The organism is Limnothrix redekei LRLZ20PSL1, from assembly GCF_043235035.1.
In the GTDB taxonomy this organism is placed as follows: Bacteria; Cyanobacteriota; Cyanobacteriia; order CACIAM-69d; family CACIAM-69d; genus CACIAM-69d.
The window spans coordinates 195,338-210,242 of record NZ_JAZAQF010000059.1 but is presented as its reverse complement, the minus strand read 5'-3'; the positions used below and the strand labels follow the sequence as shown (position 1 = coordinate 210,242).

Here is a 14,905-nt window from a genome sequence, read left to right as displayed (position 1 = left end):
AATTAGTCAAAATTGACGCGCTCGACACTCATCACAAGGGCATTCAGTTAGCAAAAAATTGGGTTTTACAAACCGTAGAAACCCATGAATATAAATAGGAGCAATGACATCCCAACACAGCATGGAAAATACCAAGAGCCAAAAATTTACAAAAGAGTATTGATCATTTTCAGTTTGAAATCTATTCAAGCGCTTGATAGTTTTCCAAGCTGGTTTTAATTTCAAATGCTGAATATATAGCTGTAACAGCCAAGTTAAACCTTCAATTTCACCACGCTTGTAATCCATCTCGATCACATTCAATACCTCCTGTTGATAACGACGCTCTTTCTCAAGAAAGAGATCATGACTAGAGATCAGTTCTGGAAAGTCTTGCTGCGACAGCCGTTTAATCTCAGATAGTCTAGTTTGAGCGATTGCCTTACTTTTACTTTTTTCAAAGAGTCGGAGGCTTTCTTGATAGTGAAAGCGAGCTGATCGAGATATTTTTAAGGCTTCGAGTGCGTCAGCCATTCTTAAATGATAAAAAGCGGTTGCTGCAGTTCTGTATGGTAATGAAAATTTATTCCAAATATCCTCGAACATTTTTTGAGCATCAACATAGTGATGGATTGCTTGATTAAGGTTGAAATATGCATTATAGTTTCGTCCCATATAATGCAAGCAGGTTTGCATTCTGAAGTTTGCTTCTTTTGTGTCTTCATTTTGGAGAGCCAAGGTCAAATGATTTTTAGCAATTAAAAATTCATGATGAGCTTTGATTAGGTGTATCTGGTAAAAAGCACAATGAGCAGTGAGTAGGTGATAGTACCCTAAAAAATAGTCTTTTTTAGACAAAGAAATTTGGATTAGCTGATAAACTTGACCCAGACATTGCAATGAATCACCATAGTTACTATTATTGATATAATATTGAGCCAATTCGAGTCCAGCCGTAATTCGATCTTCCATGGCATAAGACGAATCATGGAGGCAGTCTTTGAATGATTGTTCGCTCTCTGGCACAGCCAGACTTGAATTCACTAGGCAAAAATACTCAGTAAATCTCAGAGAAAATGATATCTGACGTTTTGCAATACGCAAATCTTGCAGTAAAGAGTTGATTTCCTGTAGTAATGGTTCCCATCTTTGAAATTCCAGAAAATATTCTCTGTATTTTTCAATATTATATTCTCTTAATTCAATGACCTCTATGTTGCCTCTTACCTGCGTTAATGCACTGAGTAAGTGATCCAAGTCTTGGGCGGTAATAATTTCTTCATACTGTTCATCGCCTTTCCGAAGGTCTTTTTGAGCAAAGCTATTGAGAGTAGCGATCGCTTGCTCCATAAAGGAAAGAGCAGTGAGGCTCCGAGTAATTTGGTCTCGATTTTTCTGTCTGATCTCGAGAAGATTCATATAACTTTTCTACTGCGCCCGATAAGATTCGTTCATGAACTGATGGAGAAAACTATGAATCTTATAGCGTGGGTAGCGATGCAATGATGAGCCGACTTTTTCTAGGAGATGATACTGGCTCAGTTCAGCAAGGCATTCTTTAAATTCAGCATCATCCAACTCAACTTTTCCTTGCAAAATATCATATGAAATGGCGTAACCATTTTCGCTAGCTGCAATGACGCATAAGCACTTTAAAGATGCTGGGGATAAAGATGCCACAGAATCTTCATACAGAAACTCTCGGAGGTCATCAAGCCCAGCAATTTGCTGTAGAATTTCTTGCAAGGGAAAGTCGTATTTAGCAATAGTATTCACAATGAGGTGAGTGATCAGTGGAATACCCCGAGACGTATCGTAAATGGGCATTAAATCCTCATCATCGGCCTCGGCAATTCGATCAATATTTTGGCCTCGGTCTCGAATCAGCTCGATCGTTGAGCTGCGATCAATACCTGTCATTGGTAGCTCTCTGACACCGATGAGACCAGAACGCAATTTGACCCGTGAGGTGATCAGGATTTTGCTAGGCTCGATCGCAATCAACTTTTGGGGATCGAGTGGACTCCGAAAGCGGGATAAGATCGACTTATAACCCTCTAAAGTTTCTAGGTTGTCAATTACAATCAAATAAGGTCGAGACTTGATCTCTTCACAAAGTGCACCAAAATAATGTTCTGATGACTTGGGTAGCTCAATTCTGAGATCACGGGCGATATCTAGAATCAAGTCATCAAAGCTAGAAGAAGACCTCTGTTCATGATCAACCTTTGCTTGGGTTTGAAGATCAAAGTATTGCTTCTTGGCTGTCACCCATGAAATATCTCTAAAATCTGCTTTTTCAACAACCGATCGCACCGTCTTAGCAGTTAGGGATGTTTTACCAACCCCTCCTTCTCCCACTACGTCAATTAGCCACGAGTCTTCCGGGTCGGTGAGGTAGGCTTCTAGCTTTTGCTGAAACTGCTGAATGCCAAATAAGCGCTCCTGGGGGAGTTGACTTAAGACTCGCTGCAAGCTTTGAACCGAAGTAATTGATGATGTTTTCAGATCAGTTTTAGTACTTGAGTCAGTATCAATTCGCACAAGCCCATCCTCACTCGCTAAATCGCCAGATTGAGTGGATTGTTTTGCTCGTCCCTGATCCCAGCGATCACTAAGTTCCTGTAGGACAGAATCAACACCATCGTAGCTATGAGTTTTAAAACGCAGCAAAAATCTCCAGGTTTTTGAGCCGGTTCTTGTCGTCGAGTTAGTTTCTTCTCGCTTATCTTCTAAAATTCCAAGTTTTTCTAAGCAATGCAGTGCATTTCTAACATCGGATTTGAGTATATTGTCATCAATTTCACAAAATTTATTCTTAAAGCTTCTCAGTAAAAATACTAGGTTTTGAAGGGTTGTGCCTTTGACCCGGAGCACCCATGACAGTTGGTTTCGACCTGGCTGTTCCCACGCAACTCGCACTTTTGCCTGAATTATTTCAAGCGAAGCGGCACTGTCTTCTGCTGCCCAGCTCTCATCTGCTACCGAACAGAGTGATTCGACAAGATCAGGGGCTAGTTCTTTTCCCTTCTTCCAGCTTACGTTGCGACCCTTACTTTGCCCAATGCTCATAAGTCCCAAAAGGCTCCCAAGGTTTTTCACATGATACGCCTTGAAAGTCCTGTGGGCAATACATTTTAGGCTGATTTTGGGAAAATTTCCAACGATTTTCCCAAGGTTGGATAAAGGGCTTTGAGATAGCTTCTCAAAATAATTTCGGACGTAAGTTTTTAATTCCTCTCTGGGTAAGTAATTTTTGCCCTTTAGTGCCAAAAAGCCTTGGGATATCCCAAGGCTTTTTAGAAAAATATTGTTTAGTCATTACTTTTAAATGGTTTTTAAGTTTTGCTGGAAGAGTTTGCTTGGGATATATAGTCAGCCCTAGTATTGCTGATATCTCGATAATTCATGAACGAAGAGCCGATGATTTTATCGAGATAGGCATATTTTCCAATTTGGAGGATCACGAGATAGATGGACATTGATGCAGTTACACCATTCAATGTCAGAATTTTGGCAATTTGGAGTGGCATCGGTGCAAGTATTTTTTTGATTCTTGGCGTTGTAGGGTTAACTTCAGGTAGCTGGACTGATGGCAATATTGCCATGCTAATACCTTTGCTTATCTTTGGTGCATTCGCATACAACGTCTACGGACTCTTCATTCTTTTTCTGGTTGCAGGTACGCAATACAGATTTAAGTTCAATGAAATTCATCATCCAGTCTGGTATTGGGCCATGTATCCAATCATTGGCATGGTGATTTTATCTTTCGCATTCATTTGGCAAATTTTCAAATCTGCATTTAGGATCTCTTAAAACCATGAAATCTTCAAGGTTGAATCAACTCTCAAAAACATCCAAGGAGAATTAGTCAGATGGCCAGAAAGAAAGTGGGTGAAGTTGCGAAACCAACGGCTTATACTCCATCCTACTACCCAGTTTATTGGGATGAAGGAACTAAGGAAGTTTATGTTGGCAATGAATTTGCTGGCACGGCATCCGTTGAATCTATTGCTCTCCATGTAGGAGACTACTACTGCTCTACTGGGAATCGAATCAACAAGTAGTGGATAGGAGATTGAATTGTCATTTGGTAGTGCCTGTGAGGTGATGATTGTTGGCAACTGATTGCTTGCACCACAAGCTGTTCACTGGCTCGTCACTACTGAATTACAGCACTACCCTTTCTCCGCTGCCCAACTAAGTCATTGACTACTCCTGGAGAATATTGTGGCTGTTGATATTGATCTTTTCTCTGACCGAAACTTTCAGTCCACGATACGTGGGTATTGCAATCAGTTGAGCTGGGTAATTTCCGATCTCAACAGTCGTCGCGCTATTCTAAAATTCACTGCTAACTCTGGTACTACTCAAACTGTGTTTATCATTCGACATGACGACACACTTGAGTTTTCCTGTCCTAGTGGACTGAAGTTCCAAAGCGCTCAACAAGTTCCAGGTGCCCTTTCAACTTATCTACTTCAAGAAAATTGCAAGTATAAGGTCGGTTTTTGGTGTATTGAAGAGATTGATGAAAAGTTGGTTTTTTCTATCATGCACAATGCTGAAATGACCTTGTTGAATTCTAGTCATTTCAGACAAATTGTACTGAAATTGGTTAATGCTTGTGATGATTTTGAACAACTTACCAGAAAAATTCTGATGAACTAGAATTATCTGGAACCAAGAATTTTTCTATTCATGATGGTTTTCTTAGCCATCTTTAGTCTTGAAAATCACCTCATTTCTTATGGAGCTTCAATCATGAGCAATAAAAGCAATAAATATCGATTTATTGCTCAACTTCAGAGCGGTACAGACAATCTCGCAACTTCTGATCAGGGAGAATTTGATCGTCCACCTTCAGCGGAAGAGGCAATTGCAATTGTTGCAACTCTAAAAAGTCCAGGAGAAGATGAGCTTCCCAAAGGTGCACACAAGGATTTTAATAAAGCTCTAGTTGAAGTGATTACGTGGATTGAGAGCAATCGGCTCTATAACCCTGGCAAAAACGGTGATATTAGCCCTGCTCGCCGAAAATTCAAGTACGGAGGGCAAGAGTATCGAGTAGACATCAAGGTCGGTGGGAAAACTAGTGGAGATTCTTGGTTTTCTTAACTGGATACTAGCTTGAATCAAGCACTAATCATTAAACTCTCTGTAATGCTAATCACCTCCAGTTTTCCTAGAGGTGATTTTTGGTTTTCCAGTGGACGATCGGGGAATTACGGCCCTGTGGGTGACCCATCGCCTCGAAGAACTGGACTATTGCGATGGGGCTTTTTTGCTGGAAAACGGACGGGTGGTGGCCGCCGGCAAACCAGCGGCCATGCGCGATCGGCTCCTGACCCCGTAAGCACTCAGGGGCTATTGTGCGGTTTCCGTTTCAATGTCCGCGATCGCCAGCAGCGTCTTCAAGACCGAATCCGGGTTCAAGCTGATGGAGTCAATCCCCTCCTGCACCAGGAATTGGGCAAATTCGGGGTAGTCACTGGGCGCTTGACCACAAATCCCAATTTTGCGGCCGTTGGCCTTGGCGGTCTTAATCGCCATGCTCACCATCCGTTTCACCGCCGTGCAGCGTTCATCGAACAGGTGCGCCACCAATGCGGAATCGCGATCGAGACCCAACGTGAGTTGCGTCAGGTCATTGGAGCCGATCGAGAACCCATCAAACACCTCGCTGAAGGCATCGCCCGCGATCACGTTGCTCGGCAGCTCGCACATCACATAGACCTGCAAGCCGTTTTCGCCCCGTTTCAGGCCGTTTTCCGCCATCACCTCCAACACCCGCATTCCTTCTTCCGGTGTGCGGCAGAACGGAATCATCGGAATCACATTGGTTAAGCCCATATCGTCCCGCACCCGTTTCAGGGCCTGGCATTCCAACGCAAAGGCGGCCCGGAATTTCGGATCGTAGTAGCGAGATGCGCCGCGCCAGCCAATCATCGGGTTTTCTTCGATCGGCTCGAATTGCCGCCCGCCCAGCAGGTTGGCATATTCATTGGTCTTGAAATCCGACATCCGCACAATCACCGGTTTGGGATAGAAGGCCGCCGCGATCGTGCCCACCCCTTGGGCCAGCTTCTCCACATAGTATTGCGGACGATTGGTCTTATACAGGTGCGTCAACTCGCCCACCTGCTTACGCACCGACTTATCCTCCAGCTTGTCGTACTGGATCAGCGCCATCGGGTGTACTTGGATGTGGTTGGCAATAATGAACTCCAACCGAGCCAAACCCACCCCATCACAGGGCAACGAGGCCAGACTGAACGCCTCTTCCGGGTTGCCCACGTTCATCAAGATCTGGGTCTTGGGTCGGGGCAAATTATCCAGGCGAGTTTCCTTAATCTCAAAGGGCACTTCTCCGGCATAGACCTTGCCTTCGTCCCCTTCACAACAGGACACCGTAAGCATTTGTCCCGTTTCCACGGCACTGGTGGCGTTGCCGGCCCCCACGATCGCCGGGATGCCCATTTCGCGGGCAATGATCGCCGCGTGACAGGTGCGCCCACCTTGGTTGGTGACGATCGCACTGGCCTTCTTCATGATCGGTTCCCAGTCCGGATCCGTGCGGTTGGTCACCAGCACTTCACCTGCCTCGAACTCGTCAATGCGATGCACGTCCAAAATCACCCGTGCTCGACCGCGGCCCACCTTTTCACCGACGCTGCGACCGGTAATCACCACCGGTGGCCGTTGTTCCGGCGGCAGCGTAATCACGTAGTTTTGCAGCACGTTCCCGCTGCGTTGGGACTGCACCGTTTCCGGGCGGGCTTGCACAATAAACAAATCGCCCGTTTGCCCATCTTTGGCCCACTCGATGTCCATCGGAGTCGGCACGCCACGCACTTCGGAATAGTGATCCTCAATGATCACCGCCCAGCGGGCCAGTTGCACAATGTCATCGTCCCCGATCGCATAGCGGTTGCGATCGGCCACGGCCACCGGCACATTTTTGGTGGGTTTAGTGCTGCCCGGCGCGTAGATCATCTTGATCTCTTTCGTGCCCAGCCGCTTACTCAGAATGGGCCGCTTGTCCTGGGCCAAGGTGGGCTTAAAGACCACGTATTCATCGGGGTTCACCGCCCCTTGCACCACGTTTTCGCCCAAACCATAGGCCGCCGTCACCAGCACCACATCCCGGAAGCCGGTTTCCGTGTCCAGGGTGAAAATCACGCCCGAACTGTCCATGTCGGAGCGCACCATCTTTTGCACCCCCACGGACAGGGCCACTTCAAAGTGGTCAAAGCCCTTAATTTGGCGGTAGGAAATGGCGCGATCGGTGAAAATCGACGCAAAGCAGCGTTTACAGGCTTCCAGCACCGCCGCCATGCCATGGACGTTCAGATAGGTTTCCTGTTGCCCCGCAAAGCTGGCATCGGGCAAATCTTCCGCCGTGGCGCTCGATCGCACCGCCACATCCACATCCGCCCCGTATTGCGAACAGAGCGCCTGGTAAGCCCGGGTGATTTCCTCTTGCAAATTCATCGGAAATTCCGCGTGCAAAATCAAATTCCGAGCCTTTTGACCGCACCGCCGCAAACTTTCGCCATTATCCACATCTAAGGTGGCAAAAATGTCCCGCAGCTTGGCTTCTAACCCCGATTCTTGAATAAACGACCGGTAGGCAAACGCCGTGGTGGCAAATCCGTTCGGAACACGCACGCCCTTCGCGGTCAACTGACGAATCATTTCCCCCAAAGAGGCATTCTTGCCGCCGACCAAAGGCAAATCGGCAATGCCCACTTGATCGAACCAAAGCACTAACGCCCGATCGCGATCGGCCGCAGGGCGGGCATGAGGCACTGACGTGGCATGTGTCATAACCAAAGACCTCAAAACAACCTTGAATAATCTTCAAGAACGGAATTTGCAACCGGCAATTATTGTCAGGAATCCTTTTGTTGATTCCATATTGAGCAAACCACCATCAGAAACAACGGTTGTCATCCAACCTCCGCTAAAATTCGGTTCATTGATCCTCTAATGGTTCGCGGGGCCAGCCAAATGGCACTAATCCTTGAGCAGCATTGCAACCAAAAACCTGCATCACCGTTTATCGAAATTCACGATTTAAGGCAAGTTAACGATCAAAACCTGACATTAATGGTCAGATCATGCGAAACTACAGTGCTCCGCTGGAATCAATCTTTATCAAGTCCATGCAACAATAACGGCGATCTCAGATCTTAATAATTCGTAATCTTTAATGAAATGTGGGAATCGATCAAAATCTGAAGAACCGTCACCGGGATCCACCGAATAGCTCGATCAAATGATCATGTTAAGAGAGTTTGTGAACCCATTGACAAAATAGTCCAATCATTTGCCGACTATTTTGAAATTTGCTGAACTTGACCTTTATGGAAGGAGATACTTCAATCGTTCCTCAAAGGACGTGATTTAGGCAAGGTCATTTCCAAGTTGATTCTTGGAATCCGAAAGTAAAGAATTCAATCTGATTTGACGATTGAGGGCAATCTAAAGGAAAATAAAAATATCCGAAACGTCTTTGAGTCCTTGAGAACTCCCTGAAAAAGTTTGAAGTTTCCTGACTTTTAGTTCAGAGACTTTAAGTTTCCATGCCTGCTGATTAGATTTCTATCAATTCTTAGCCGCTGAAATCCCTTAACTCGGTGGTGATTTAAATCAAATCAGTCAGTTTTTGGGTTGCTGCTTCTTGTCAGCCCTCACTGTGGACACCATCAGCCCCCAATTCCCAAAACCATGCACAGAAGCTGTGTTATCGCAATTTTTGGCTTGGGATGACGTAATTCAGTGCGTATGATGAGTAAATGGTTATCTTATCCAATCGTCATGGTGGTAATAGCAACCACTGCCGACGATGGATCAAGCATGGGCTATCGTGCCTTGAACGATCGTGCGTTAACGATGATGTGTCTACGGCCAGGTCACGGGCGGTTTTACGGCTAGTACGCCGCTGACTCACCAGTTGCCCCACTGGCGCAGGCCCGCGAGGTGCAACCGGTGGCAATGACCGCTCACAGGGCTGGCTAGGCCCAAGGGGCGATCGCCCTGTGCATCTGGCACTGCCCACCATTCGGCAGTCACAGCACCCAGTCAACGTCTAGACCGGCGATCTCAAAACTCTCATTCATTTCTCAATTCCTCATGTTTGAGGATCCACAAAGGGTGGAGCTGGGAGGGGGAAATCAATCATTCCCAGTGTGTTTTAGGAGGCACAACCATGGGTAAACAACAGGGGTTGATGACGGCTGAGCAAACCTGCACCGATAGTGCTTGCCCAATCCAGGTGGTTTTGGAAGCGATCGGTCATAAATGGTCGATCTTGATTTTGCGGCTGCTGCGCGATCAGCCACGGCGGCCCAGTGAGCTAATGATGCTGTTACCCGGCATTAGCAGCAAAACCCTCACCCAACGGCTGCGGGGTCTGGAGCGCCACGGCTTAATTGTGCGGCGGGTCTATCCCGAGGTGCCGCCCCACGTGGAATATGCTTTGACGGCCAAGGGTCAGGAGGTGGAACCAGTCATGCAGGCGATGGCGCAATTGGGTTTGAAATGGGTCGATAGCGACGATCCCTGTGGTTGTCACCCCAACGCTAAGTTGACGGTCGTTTAGGCTCGGCCGGGCTGGAGTTGTGCTGGGCTGGGACTGGACTGGGACAGCACCAGACGAGGACTGTACCGGGCTGGGACTGTTTGGAAACTAAAGTTCGGGATAAGCTGAAACCTGATATTCCCGGTTGAAGCGCCCCCACTGGGGTTAATCAACGGGAATCCTGGCTTAGCCCGAACAACCATTCACGCAGGCCCCACAACAGCCGGCCCCACAGGACGGAGCTTGAGACCCGTTTTTGCTGATGAGTGACAAGAGCCTATGCCCCCCGGTGTTGCACGAGCCGGCCAGTTCGTCTTTGGGGCTGGAGGCAACCCTGGCGGATTTACCAAGCTATGACTGCATGGTGGATGTGGCGGTTTCGGGGTTCGCGCTGGCGAGCTGGCTGGCCCGTTATCCCCGGGTTCCTGGGGCGATCGTGATCGATCGCGGCCGGCTGGAGGGGGTGATTACCCGCCAGCAATTATTGGAATTTGCCATTCGGCCTTCGGGGGCAGCCATTTTGGAGCAGCCGCTACAGGCCCTATGGGGCTATTTGGAGCGAGATTGCCTAACTTTGCCGGTGGAGTTACCGATCGTCCAGGCCATGAAACGGGCCGTGAGCCGCACGATCGGGCTGTTGACGGATCCGATCGTCGTGCAATGTGCCGAAGGCCCTCGGCTGCTGGACACGCGCGCTTTGATTGTGGCGGATTGGCAAATTCGCGGCATTGAAACCCAGGCTCGCTATGAACGAATGCAGCTCCAGGCGATTCAAAACGACAAGTTGGCCAGCCTGGGGCGGTTGGTGGATGGGGTGGCACACCAAATTCTGGATCCGGTGGGGTTCATTTGGGGCAACCTGACCCATCTGGGATCTTACGGGGAACAGTTGGTGCAGTTGGTGGATGCCTACCGAGATTGGGCAGAACAGTCTAAGCAACCAATCCCCTGGACGATTACCAACTTGGAAGAGTCGGTGGATTTTGACTTTTTGCGGGATGATTTGCCGCTGTTGCTCAGTAGTTTGCGCAATGGGGCGGAACGGCTGAAGGCGATTGTCAGCAGTTTGCAAAATTTTTGCCATCTCGATGATGTGTATCCGCATCCAACGGATTTGCACCAACGGCTGAATAGTATTGTGCTGCTGCTGCAAAGCCGCTTGTCGGTGCAGATTGAGTTTGTGCGCAATTACGGTTCGTTGCCGCCGGTTTGTTGCTATGGCAGTCAGATCGATCGAGCATTGATGGCGGTGCTGGTGAATGCGGTGGATGTGCTGTTGGAGCGGGGAACGCGGGCCCAACTCAAGGCGGTGACCCTGAGCGCGGCGGAACAGCCCTACATCGAAATCAACACTTGGGTGGAACAGGATGCGACGGCTCATTCCTGGGCGGTGGTGTCGATCGCGGATAATGGCCCAGGGTTGACGGCTATTCAGCGCCAGCAAATTTTGGAAAATTTCCAACTCGATCGCCACCGGGTCAAGGAAACGGGCCTCACGGCAACCCATCACATCATCACTTCGCGCCATGGGGGGCAGTTGGATTTGCTCGATCGCCCCAGTGGCGGTCTGGAAGTGGTGATTCGGTTGCCTCTGGCCTAGGGAGCGGCGGTCACCATGGGCCGCAACTGCGCCGATTGTCCCCATTCAGGCTGTTGAGGCTTGGATCCTTGGCTTAACATGGAAGCAACTCAATCAAAGGGTGATTGCTGCCCTGTGCGGTATGGTTTGCTGCTTAAATCCGCACTGTCATCAACCGATGAATCGGGATGATGCCCAATTTTGCCAATCCTGCGGGGCAGCCTTGGTGGCACAGTTGCGCAATCGCTATCAACCGGTGCGGCCGGTGGGGCAAGGGGGATTTGGCCGCAGTTATTTGGCCATTGACCTCGATCGACTCCAGCAACCTTGCATCATCAAACAGTTTTCGCCCCAGGGCGGCAACCCAATTCACTCGATCGCCGGGGGTTCCATCAGTCGCGGTTTATTGGCGACGGACTCTCTCACCGGCACGATCGCCCAAGACAGCAGCTACGACAAATACGAGCAGCTCTTTGCCGAAGAGGCCCAACGGTTAGCGGAATTGGGCGAACATCCCCAAATTCCCGCCCTCTACGCCTATTTTGCGGAAGGGGGCCGGCTCTACTTGGTGCAGCAATTCATTGCGGGGGACACGTTGGCCCAGCGGGTGGCCCGCGTGGGCCCCTGGAGCGAGGCGGCGGTGCGATCGCTCCTGTTGGATTTGCTGCCAGTGTTGCAGTTTGTCCATGGACGCAATGTGATTCACCGGGACATTAAGCCGGACAACATTGTGCTGCCGGAGTCGGGCGAAAAGCCGGTCTTGATTGACTTTGGCGTGGCCAAGCAACTGACGGGTGAAACGGTGACCCGGGGGGGAACCCGGGTGGGCACGGAGGGCTACGCGCCCTTGGAACAATTGCGAAGTGGCCATGCCTATCCGGCCAGCGATCTTTACAGCCTGGCGGCTACGAGTTTGTTTGCGCTCACGGGCCATGCACCGGAGGAGTTGTTTGATCCTTTGGCGGGTCGGTGGGTATGGAGCGATCGCCTGCAAGAACAGGGGCGATCGGTTGATCCCCGCCTGGGGCAAGTGCTCGATCGACTGCTGAGCGATCGCGTCAGCGAGCGTTACCCCAGCGCCGAAGCCGTGATCGCCGCCCTCACGGAAGGCGACACATCCCCCTCGGTCGCGCCCAGTCCCTCGGTCACCCGGGATCTCGGGCGCTATAAGTGGCGACCCACCGTCACGATCGCGGCCCACAGCGATCGGATCTGCGCCCTGGCCTTTAGCCCCAATGGGCAATGGCTGGCCAGCGCCGGGGGCGATCGCCAAATTCGCCTTTGGCAGTGGGCCACGGCCAGCTTGCAAGCCGCTTGGGATGGTCATGATGGGCGAATCACGGCCCTGCTCTTTAGCCCCGATGGGGACAGCCTGATTTCTGCCAGCAGCGATCGCACCGTGCGGGTTTGGCCGATCACCGGCGGCCCCGCACGCCATTGCCTCAAGCATCACCAAGATTGGGTCAGCGCGATCGCCCTCTCGCCTGATGGTCAAACCCTCGCCAGCAGTGGCGACGATGGGCGCTTGGTGTTGTGGAACTGGCGCAGCGGCGAACTGCTCCACAGTTGGCGCGCCCACAGCCGACCGATTCCCGCCCTGGCCTGGAGCCACGATGGCCAGGTGCTAATTGGCGGATGCAGCGATGGGCTAATTGGCTTTTGGGATGCCCGATCGGGCGATCGGCTCCACAGCCTGCAACAACACCTGGGTCGAATTTGCGCCCTGCAAGCCACCCCCGACGGCCAATGGCTAATCAGCGCTGGCGAAGACAAAACCATCAAGCTCTGGCCCCTGCAAGCCGGCCAACCCAGCAACGACAAACCCCAGCGCATTTTCCGCGACAGCACCGAAGCAGTCTTTGCCCTCGCCATCGCGCCCCATACGGGCCTGCTGATTGCGGGTGGGGAAGACCACAAAGTCTATAGCTGGAACCTGGCCGACCAGGAACTATTGCAGGTGATGAAGGGCCATGATTGGTGGGTCAATGCGGTGGCGATCGCCCCCGATGGGTTGACCTTGGCCAGCGGCAGCGGCGATCACACCATTCAAATTTGGCAACCCACCTAATCTGGCAACCCACCTAAAGCCAGCTCAAGGTCAAACTCAGGGCAACAACCGCTAGCCCATTCAGCAGGCGGTAGCCTTGACCAATGCTCGGGCTTCGGGGCACAACTCCCCAAGTCACCGATCATCTGCAAAACGGGACTTTCAGCAACTTCCGTTGCCAAACCCCTTAAACTAAGGGCTAGTCTGGCAGGCCCAGCCCGGGCCGTCGATCATCGTTATCGCCCCACCATGCCGTAACGCAATTTATCCCAAGCAAGACGACCGATGAGGAGGATCGAGCATGGCCACTGAGCAAGAGCTGGACATGAATTCGGCTCAGGGGATTTCTCGGCGGGAACTCCGCGACCTCGTACGCGAACAATTGCGAGTCCTCTTGGATCAAAACAACCTGACCGGAGCCAAGGCGCTCTTGGTTCCCGTCAAGGCCCCTGACATTGCCGAGGCGATCGAGGGGTTACCCGAAACCATGCAGGCCCTAGCCTTTCGGCTCTTGCCCAAAGACGATGCGGCGGAAGTTTATGAACACCTAGAATCCAACGTTCAACAACTGCTGATTGAAGACTTCAAGCGCCAAGAAGTCTTGGATATTGTCGATAAAATGTCGCCGGACGATCGGGCCAAGCTCTTTGACGAATTGCCCGCCAAACTGGTGCGACGGATTGTTGACCAACTGAGCCATGCGGAACGGGAAGCCACCGCCCTGCTGTTGGGTTATGAAGCCAGCACCGCCGGCCGGATCATGACCCCCAAATACATTTCCCTGAAAGAGGAAATGACCGTTGATGATGCCCTGGCCCGGATTCGCCGCCTCGCGGACACCACGGAAACCATCTATTACCTTTACGTGACCGATAACACCCGCTGCCTGACGGGTATTGTTTCCCTGCGGGATATCGTCACCTCTCACCCACAACAGTTGGTGAGCGAGCTGGTGACCCGGGATGTGGTCAGCGTCACCACCGATGAAGACCAAGAGGAAGTGGCCCGCATTATCCAGCGCTACGACTTTTTGGCCGTGCCCGTGGTCGATCGGGAAAACCGCCTGGTGGGCATCGTCACCGTGGACGACGTGATCGACATTTTGGAGGAAGAAGCCACCAAAGACATCTACGCCTTGGGCGGGGTGCAAGCCGGTGATGATGACTATTTCCAAACCAACCTGGTGACCGTGGCCCAGCGGCGGGTGGTTTGGTTATTGGTGTTGTTGGTTACCAATGCGGTCACCGGGGCCATCATTCGCGGCCAGGACGACATCCTGAAACAGGTGGTGTCCTTGGCTTCCTTTATCCCGCTGCTGATTGGGACGGGCGGGAACGTGGGGGCCCAGTCCTCCACCGTGGTAATTCGGGGACTCAACATTGACCAGATTCGATCGGGGCCCCTGCGGGTCATTCGCCGGGAAGCCGTAGCTGGGGCCCTGCTGGGCATGATGCTGGGAACGATGGTTTGCGTGGGGGCCATGCTGTTTCAATATCCGCCCGCTGTCGCCATCTCCGTGGGGGTGAGCCTGATGGCCATTTCCACCCTAGCGGCCACGGCGGGATCGGTCTTGCCCTTTTTGTTCCAGAGCGTGGGCTTTGACCCGGCCCTGATGTCAGCGCCCTTCATCACCACAGCGGTGGACATGCTGGGGGTTTTGACCTATTTCACCGTGGCGCGGTTCATGTTAGCCCGATTCAACGGGGGTTGA

The 14,905-nt window shown here is 51.0% G+C and carries 12 protein-coding genes and 1 pseudogene; 9 read left to right on the top strand and 4 right to left on the bottom strand.

Going from position 1 to position 14,905, the window contains the following annotated elements:
• Nucleotides 1–6: 6 nt before the first annotated feature.
• On the bottom strand, nucleotides 7–1,329 hold the full coding sequence (locus tag VPK24_RS10625) for a hypothetical protein (RefSeq protein ID WP_393012971.1): 1,323 nt from the start codon (nucleotides 1,327–1,329) through the stop codon (nucleotides 7–9).
• Between the two features lie 78 nt (nucleotides 1,330–1,407).
• A complete protein-coding gene (locus tag VPK24_RS10620; RefSeq protein ID WP_393012968.1) occupies nucleotides 1,408–3,252 on the bottom strand; it encodes an AAA family ATPase in 1,845 nt (614 codons plus the stop codon).
• A 201-nt stretch (nucleotides 3,253–3,453) separates the two neighbouring features.
• Between VPK24_RS10620 and VPK24_RS10615 the strand changes: the two genes are divergently transcribed.
• The 5 genes and pseudogenes from VPK24_RS10615 to VPK24_RS10595 form a co-directional block, all read left to right on the top strand.
• A complete protein-coding gene (locus tag VPK24_RS10615; RefSeq protein WP_393012965.1) occupies nucleotides 3,454–3,798 on the top strand; it encodes a hypothetical protein in 345 nt (114 codons plus the stop codon).
• A 59-nt stretch (nucleotides 3,799–3,857) separates the two neighbouring features.
• Nucleotides 3,858–4,049 carry a hypothetical protein gene (locus tag VPK24_RS10610; RefSeq protein ID WP_393012962.1) on the top strand — a complete coding sequence of 64 codons (192 nt, stop codon included), beginning with the start codon at nucleotides 3,858–3,860 and terminating at the stop codon, nucleotides 4,047–4,049.
• 163 nt (nucleotides 4,050–4,212) lie between these two features.
• Nucleotides 4,213–4,653, top strand: coding sequence for a hypothetical protein (locus tag VPK24_RS10605; protein ID WP_393012959.1), 441 nt, complete (start codon nucleotides 4,213–4,215; stop codon nucleotides 4,651–4,653).
• A gap of 30 nt (nucleotides 4,654–4,683) precedes the next feature.
• Entirely contained in the window at nucleotides 4,684–5,100 is a 417-nt protein-coding gene (locus tag VPK24_RS10600; RefSeq protein WP_393012956.1) for a hypothetical protein, read from the top strand.
• A gap of 91 nt (nucleotides 5,101–5,191) precedes the next feature.
• Nucleotides 5,192–5,338 (top strand): annotated as a pseudogene (locus VPK24_RS10595) (ABC transporter ATP-binding protein); the annotation flags it as partial.
• Nucleotides 5,339–5,349: 11 nt separating this feature from the next.
• Here the strand turns inward: VPK24_RS10595 and ppsA are convergent.
• Together ppsA and VPK24_RS10585 are read right to left on the bottom strand one after the other, a co-directional pair.
• Nucleotides 5,350–7,812 (bottom strand): phosphoenolpyruvate synthase, encoded by a 2,463-nt coding sequence (gene ppsA, locus VPK24_RS10590; protein ID WP_393012953.1) that lies wholly within the window; start codon nucleotides 7,810–7,812, stop codon nucleotides 5,350–5,352.
• A 1,122-nt stretch (nucleotides 7,813–8,934) separates the two neighbouring features.
• A complete protein-coding gene (locus VPK24_RS10585) occupies nucleotides 8,935–9,060 on the bottom strand; it encodes a hypothetical protein (RefSeq protein WP_393012951.1) in 126 nt (41 codons plus the stop codon).
• A gap of 136 nt (nucleotides 9,061–9,196) precedes the next feature.
• On the opposite strand from VPK24_RS10585, the gene VPK24_RS10580 reads away from it, so the two are divergent.
• The 4 genes from VPK24_RS10580 (at nucleotide 9,197) to mgtE (ending at nucleotide 14,905) form a co-directional block, all read left to right on the top strand.
• Nucleotides 9,197–9,589 carry a winged helix-turn-helix transcriptional regulator gene (locus VPK24_RS10580; protein WP_234406874.1) on the top strand — a complete coding sequence of 131 codons (393 nt, stop codon included), beginning with the start codon at nucleotides 9,197–9,199 and terminating at the stop codon, nucleotides 9,587–9,589.
• A 241-nt stretch (nucleotides 9,590–9,830) separates the two neighbouring features.
• Entirely contained in the window at nucleotides 9,831–11,168 is a 1,338-nt protein-coding gene (locus VPK24_RS10575) for a sensor histidine kinase (protein ID WP_393012949.1), read from the top strand.
• A 121-nt stretch (nucleotides 11,169–11,289) separates the two neighbouring features.
• Nucleotides 11,290–13,215 carry a protein kinase domain-containing protein gene (locus VPK24_RS10570; RefSeq protein ID WP_393013200.1) on the top strand — a complete coding sequence of 642 codons (1,926 nt, stop codon included), beginning with the start codon at nucleotides 11,290–11,292 and terminating at the stop codon, nucleotides 13,213–13,215.
• 280 nt (nucleotides 13,216–13,495) lie between these two features.
• Entirely contained in the window at nucleotides 13,496–14,905 is a 1,410-nt protein-coding gene (mgtE, locus tag VPK24_RS10565; protein WP_393012946.1) for a magnesium transporter, read from the top strand.

Excerpts from the sequence above, each read along its gene's own strand:
- VPK24_RS10625 (WP_393012971.1), bottom strand. The coding sequence starts at position 1,329 with ATGGAGCAAGCGATCGCTACTCTCAATAGCTTTGCTCAAAAAGACCTT.
- VPK24_RS10615 (WP_393012965.1), top strand. The coding sequence starts at position 3,454 with ATGGACATTGATGCAGTTACACCATTCAATGTCAGAATTTTGGCAATT.
- VPK24_RS10610 (WP_393012962.1), top strand. The coding sequence starts at position 3,858 with ATGGCCAGAAAGAAAGTGGGTGAAGTTGCGAAACCAACGGCTTATACT.
- VPK24_RS10600 (WP_393012956.1), top strand. The coding sequence starts at position 4,684 with ATGATGGTTTTCTTAGCCATCTTTAGTCTTGAAAATCACCTCATTTCT.
- ppsA (WP_393012953.1), bottom strand. The coding sequence starts at position 7,812 with ATGACACATGCCACGTCAGTGCCTCATGCCCGCCCTGCGGCCGATCGC.
- VPK24_RS10580 (WP_234406874.1), top strand. The coding sequence starts at position 9,197 with ATGGGTAAACAACAGGGGTTGATGACGGCTGAGCAAACCTGCACCGAT.
- VPK24_RS10575 (WP_393012949.1), top strand. The coding sequence starts at position 9,831 with ATGAGTGACAAGAGCCTATGCCCCCCGGTGTTGCACGAGCCGGCCAGT.
- VPK24_RS10570 (WP_393013200.1), top strand. The coding sequence starts at position 11,290 with ATGGTTTGCTGCTTAAATCCGCACTGTCATCAACCGATGAATCGGGAT.
- mgtE (WP_393012946.1), top strand. The coding sequence starts at position 13,496 with ATGGCCACTGAGCAAGAGCTGGACATGAATTCGGCTCAGGGGATTTCT.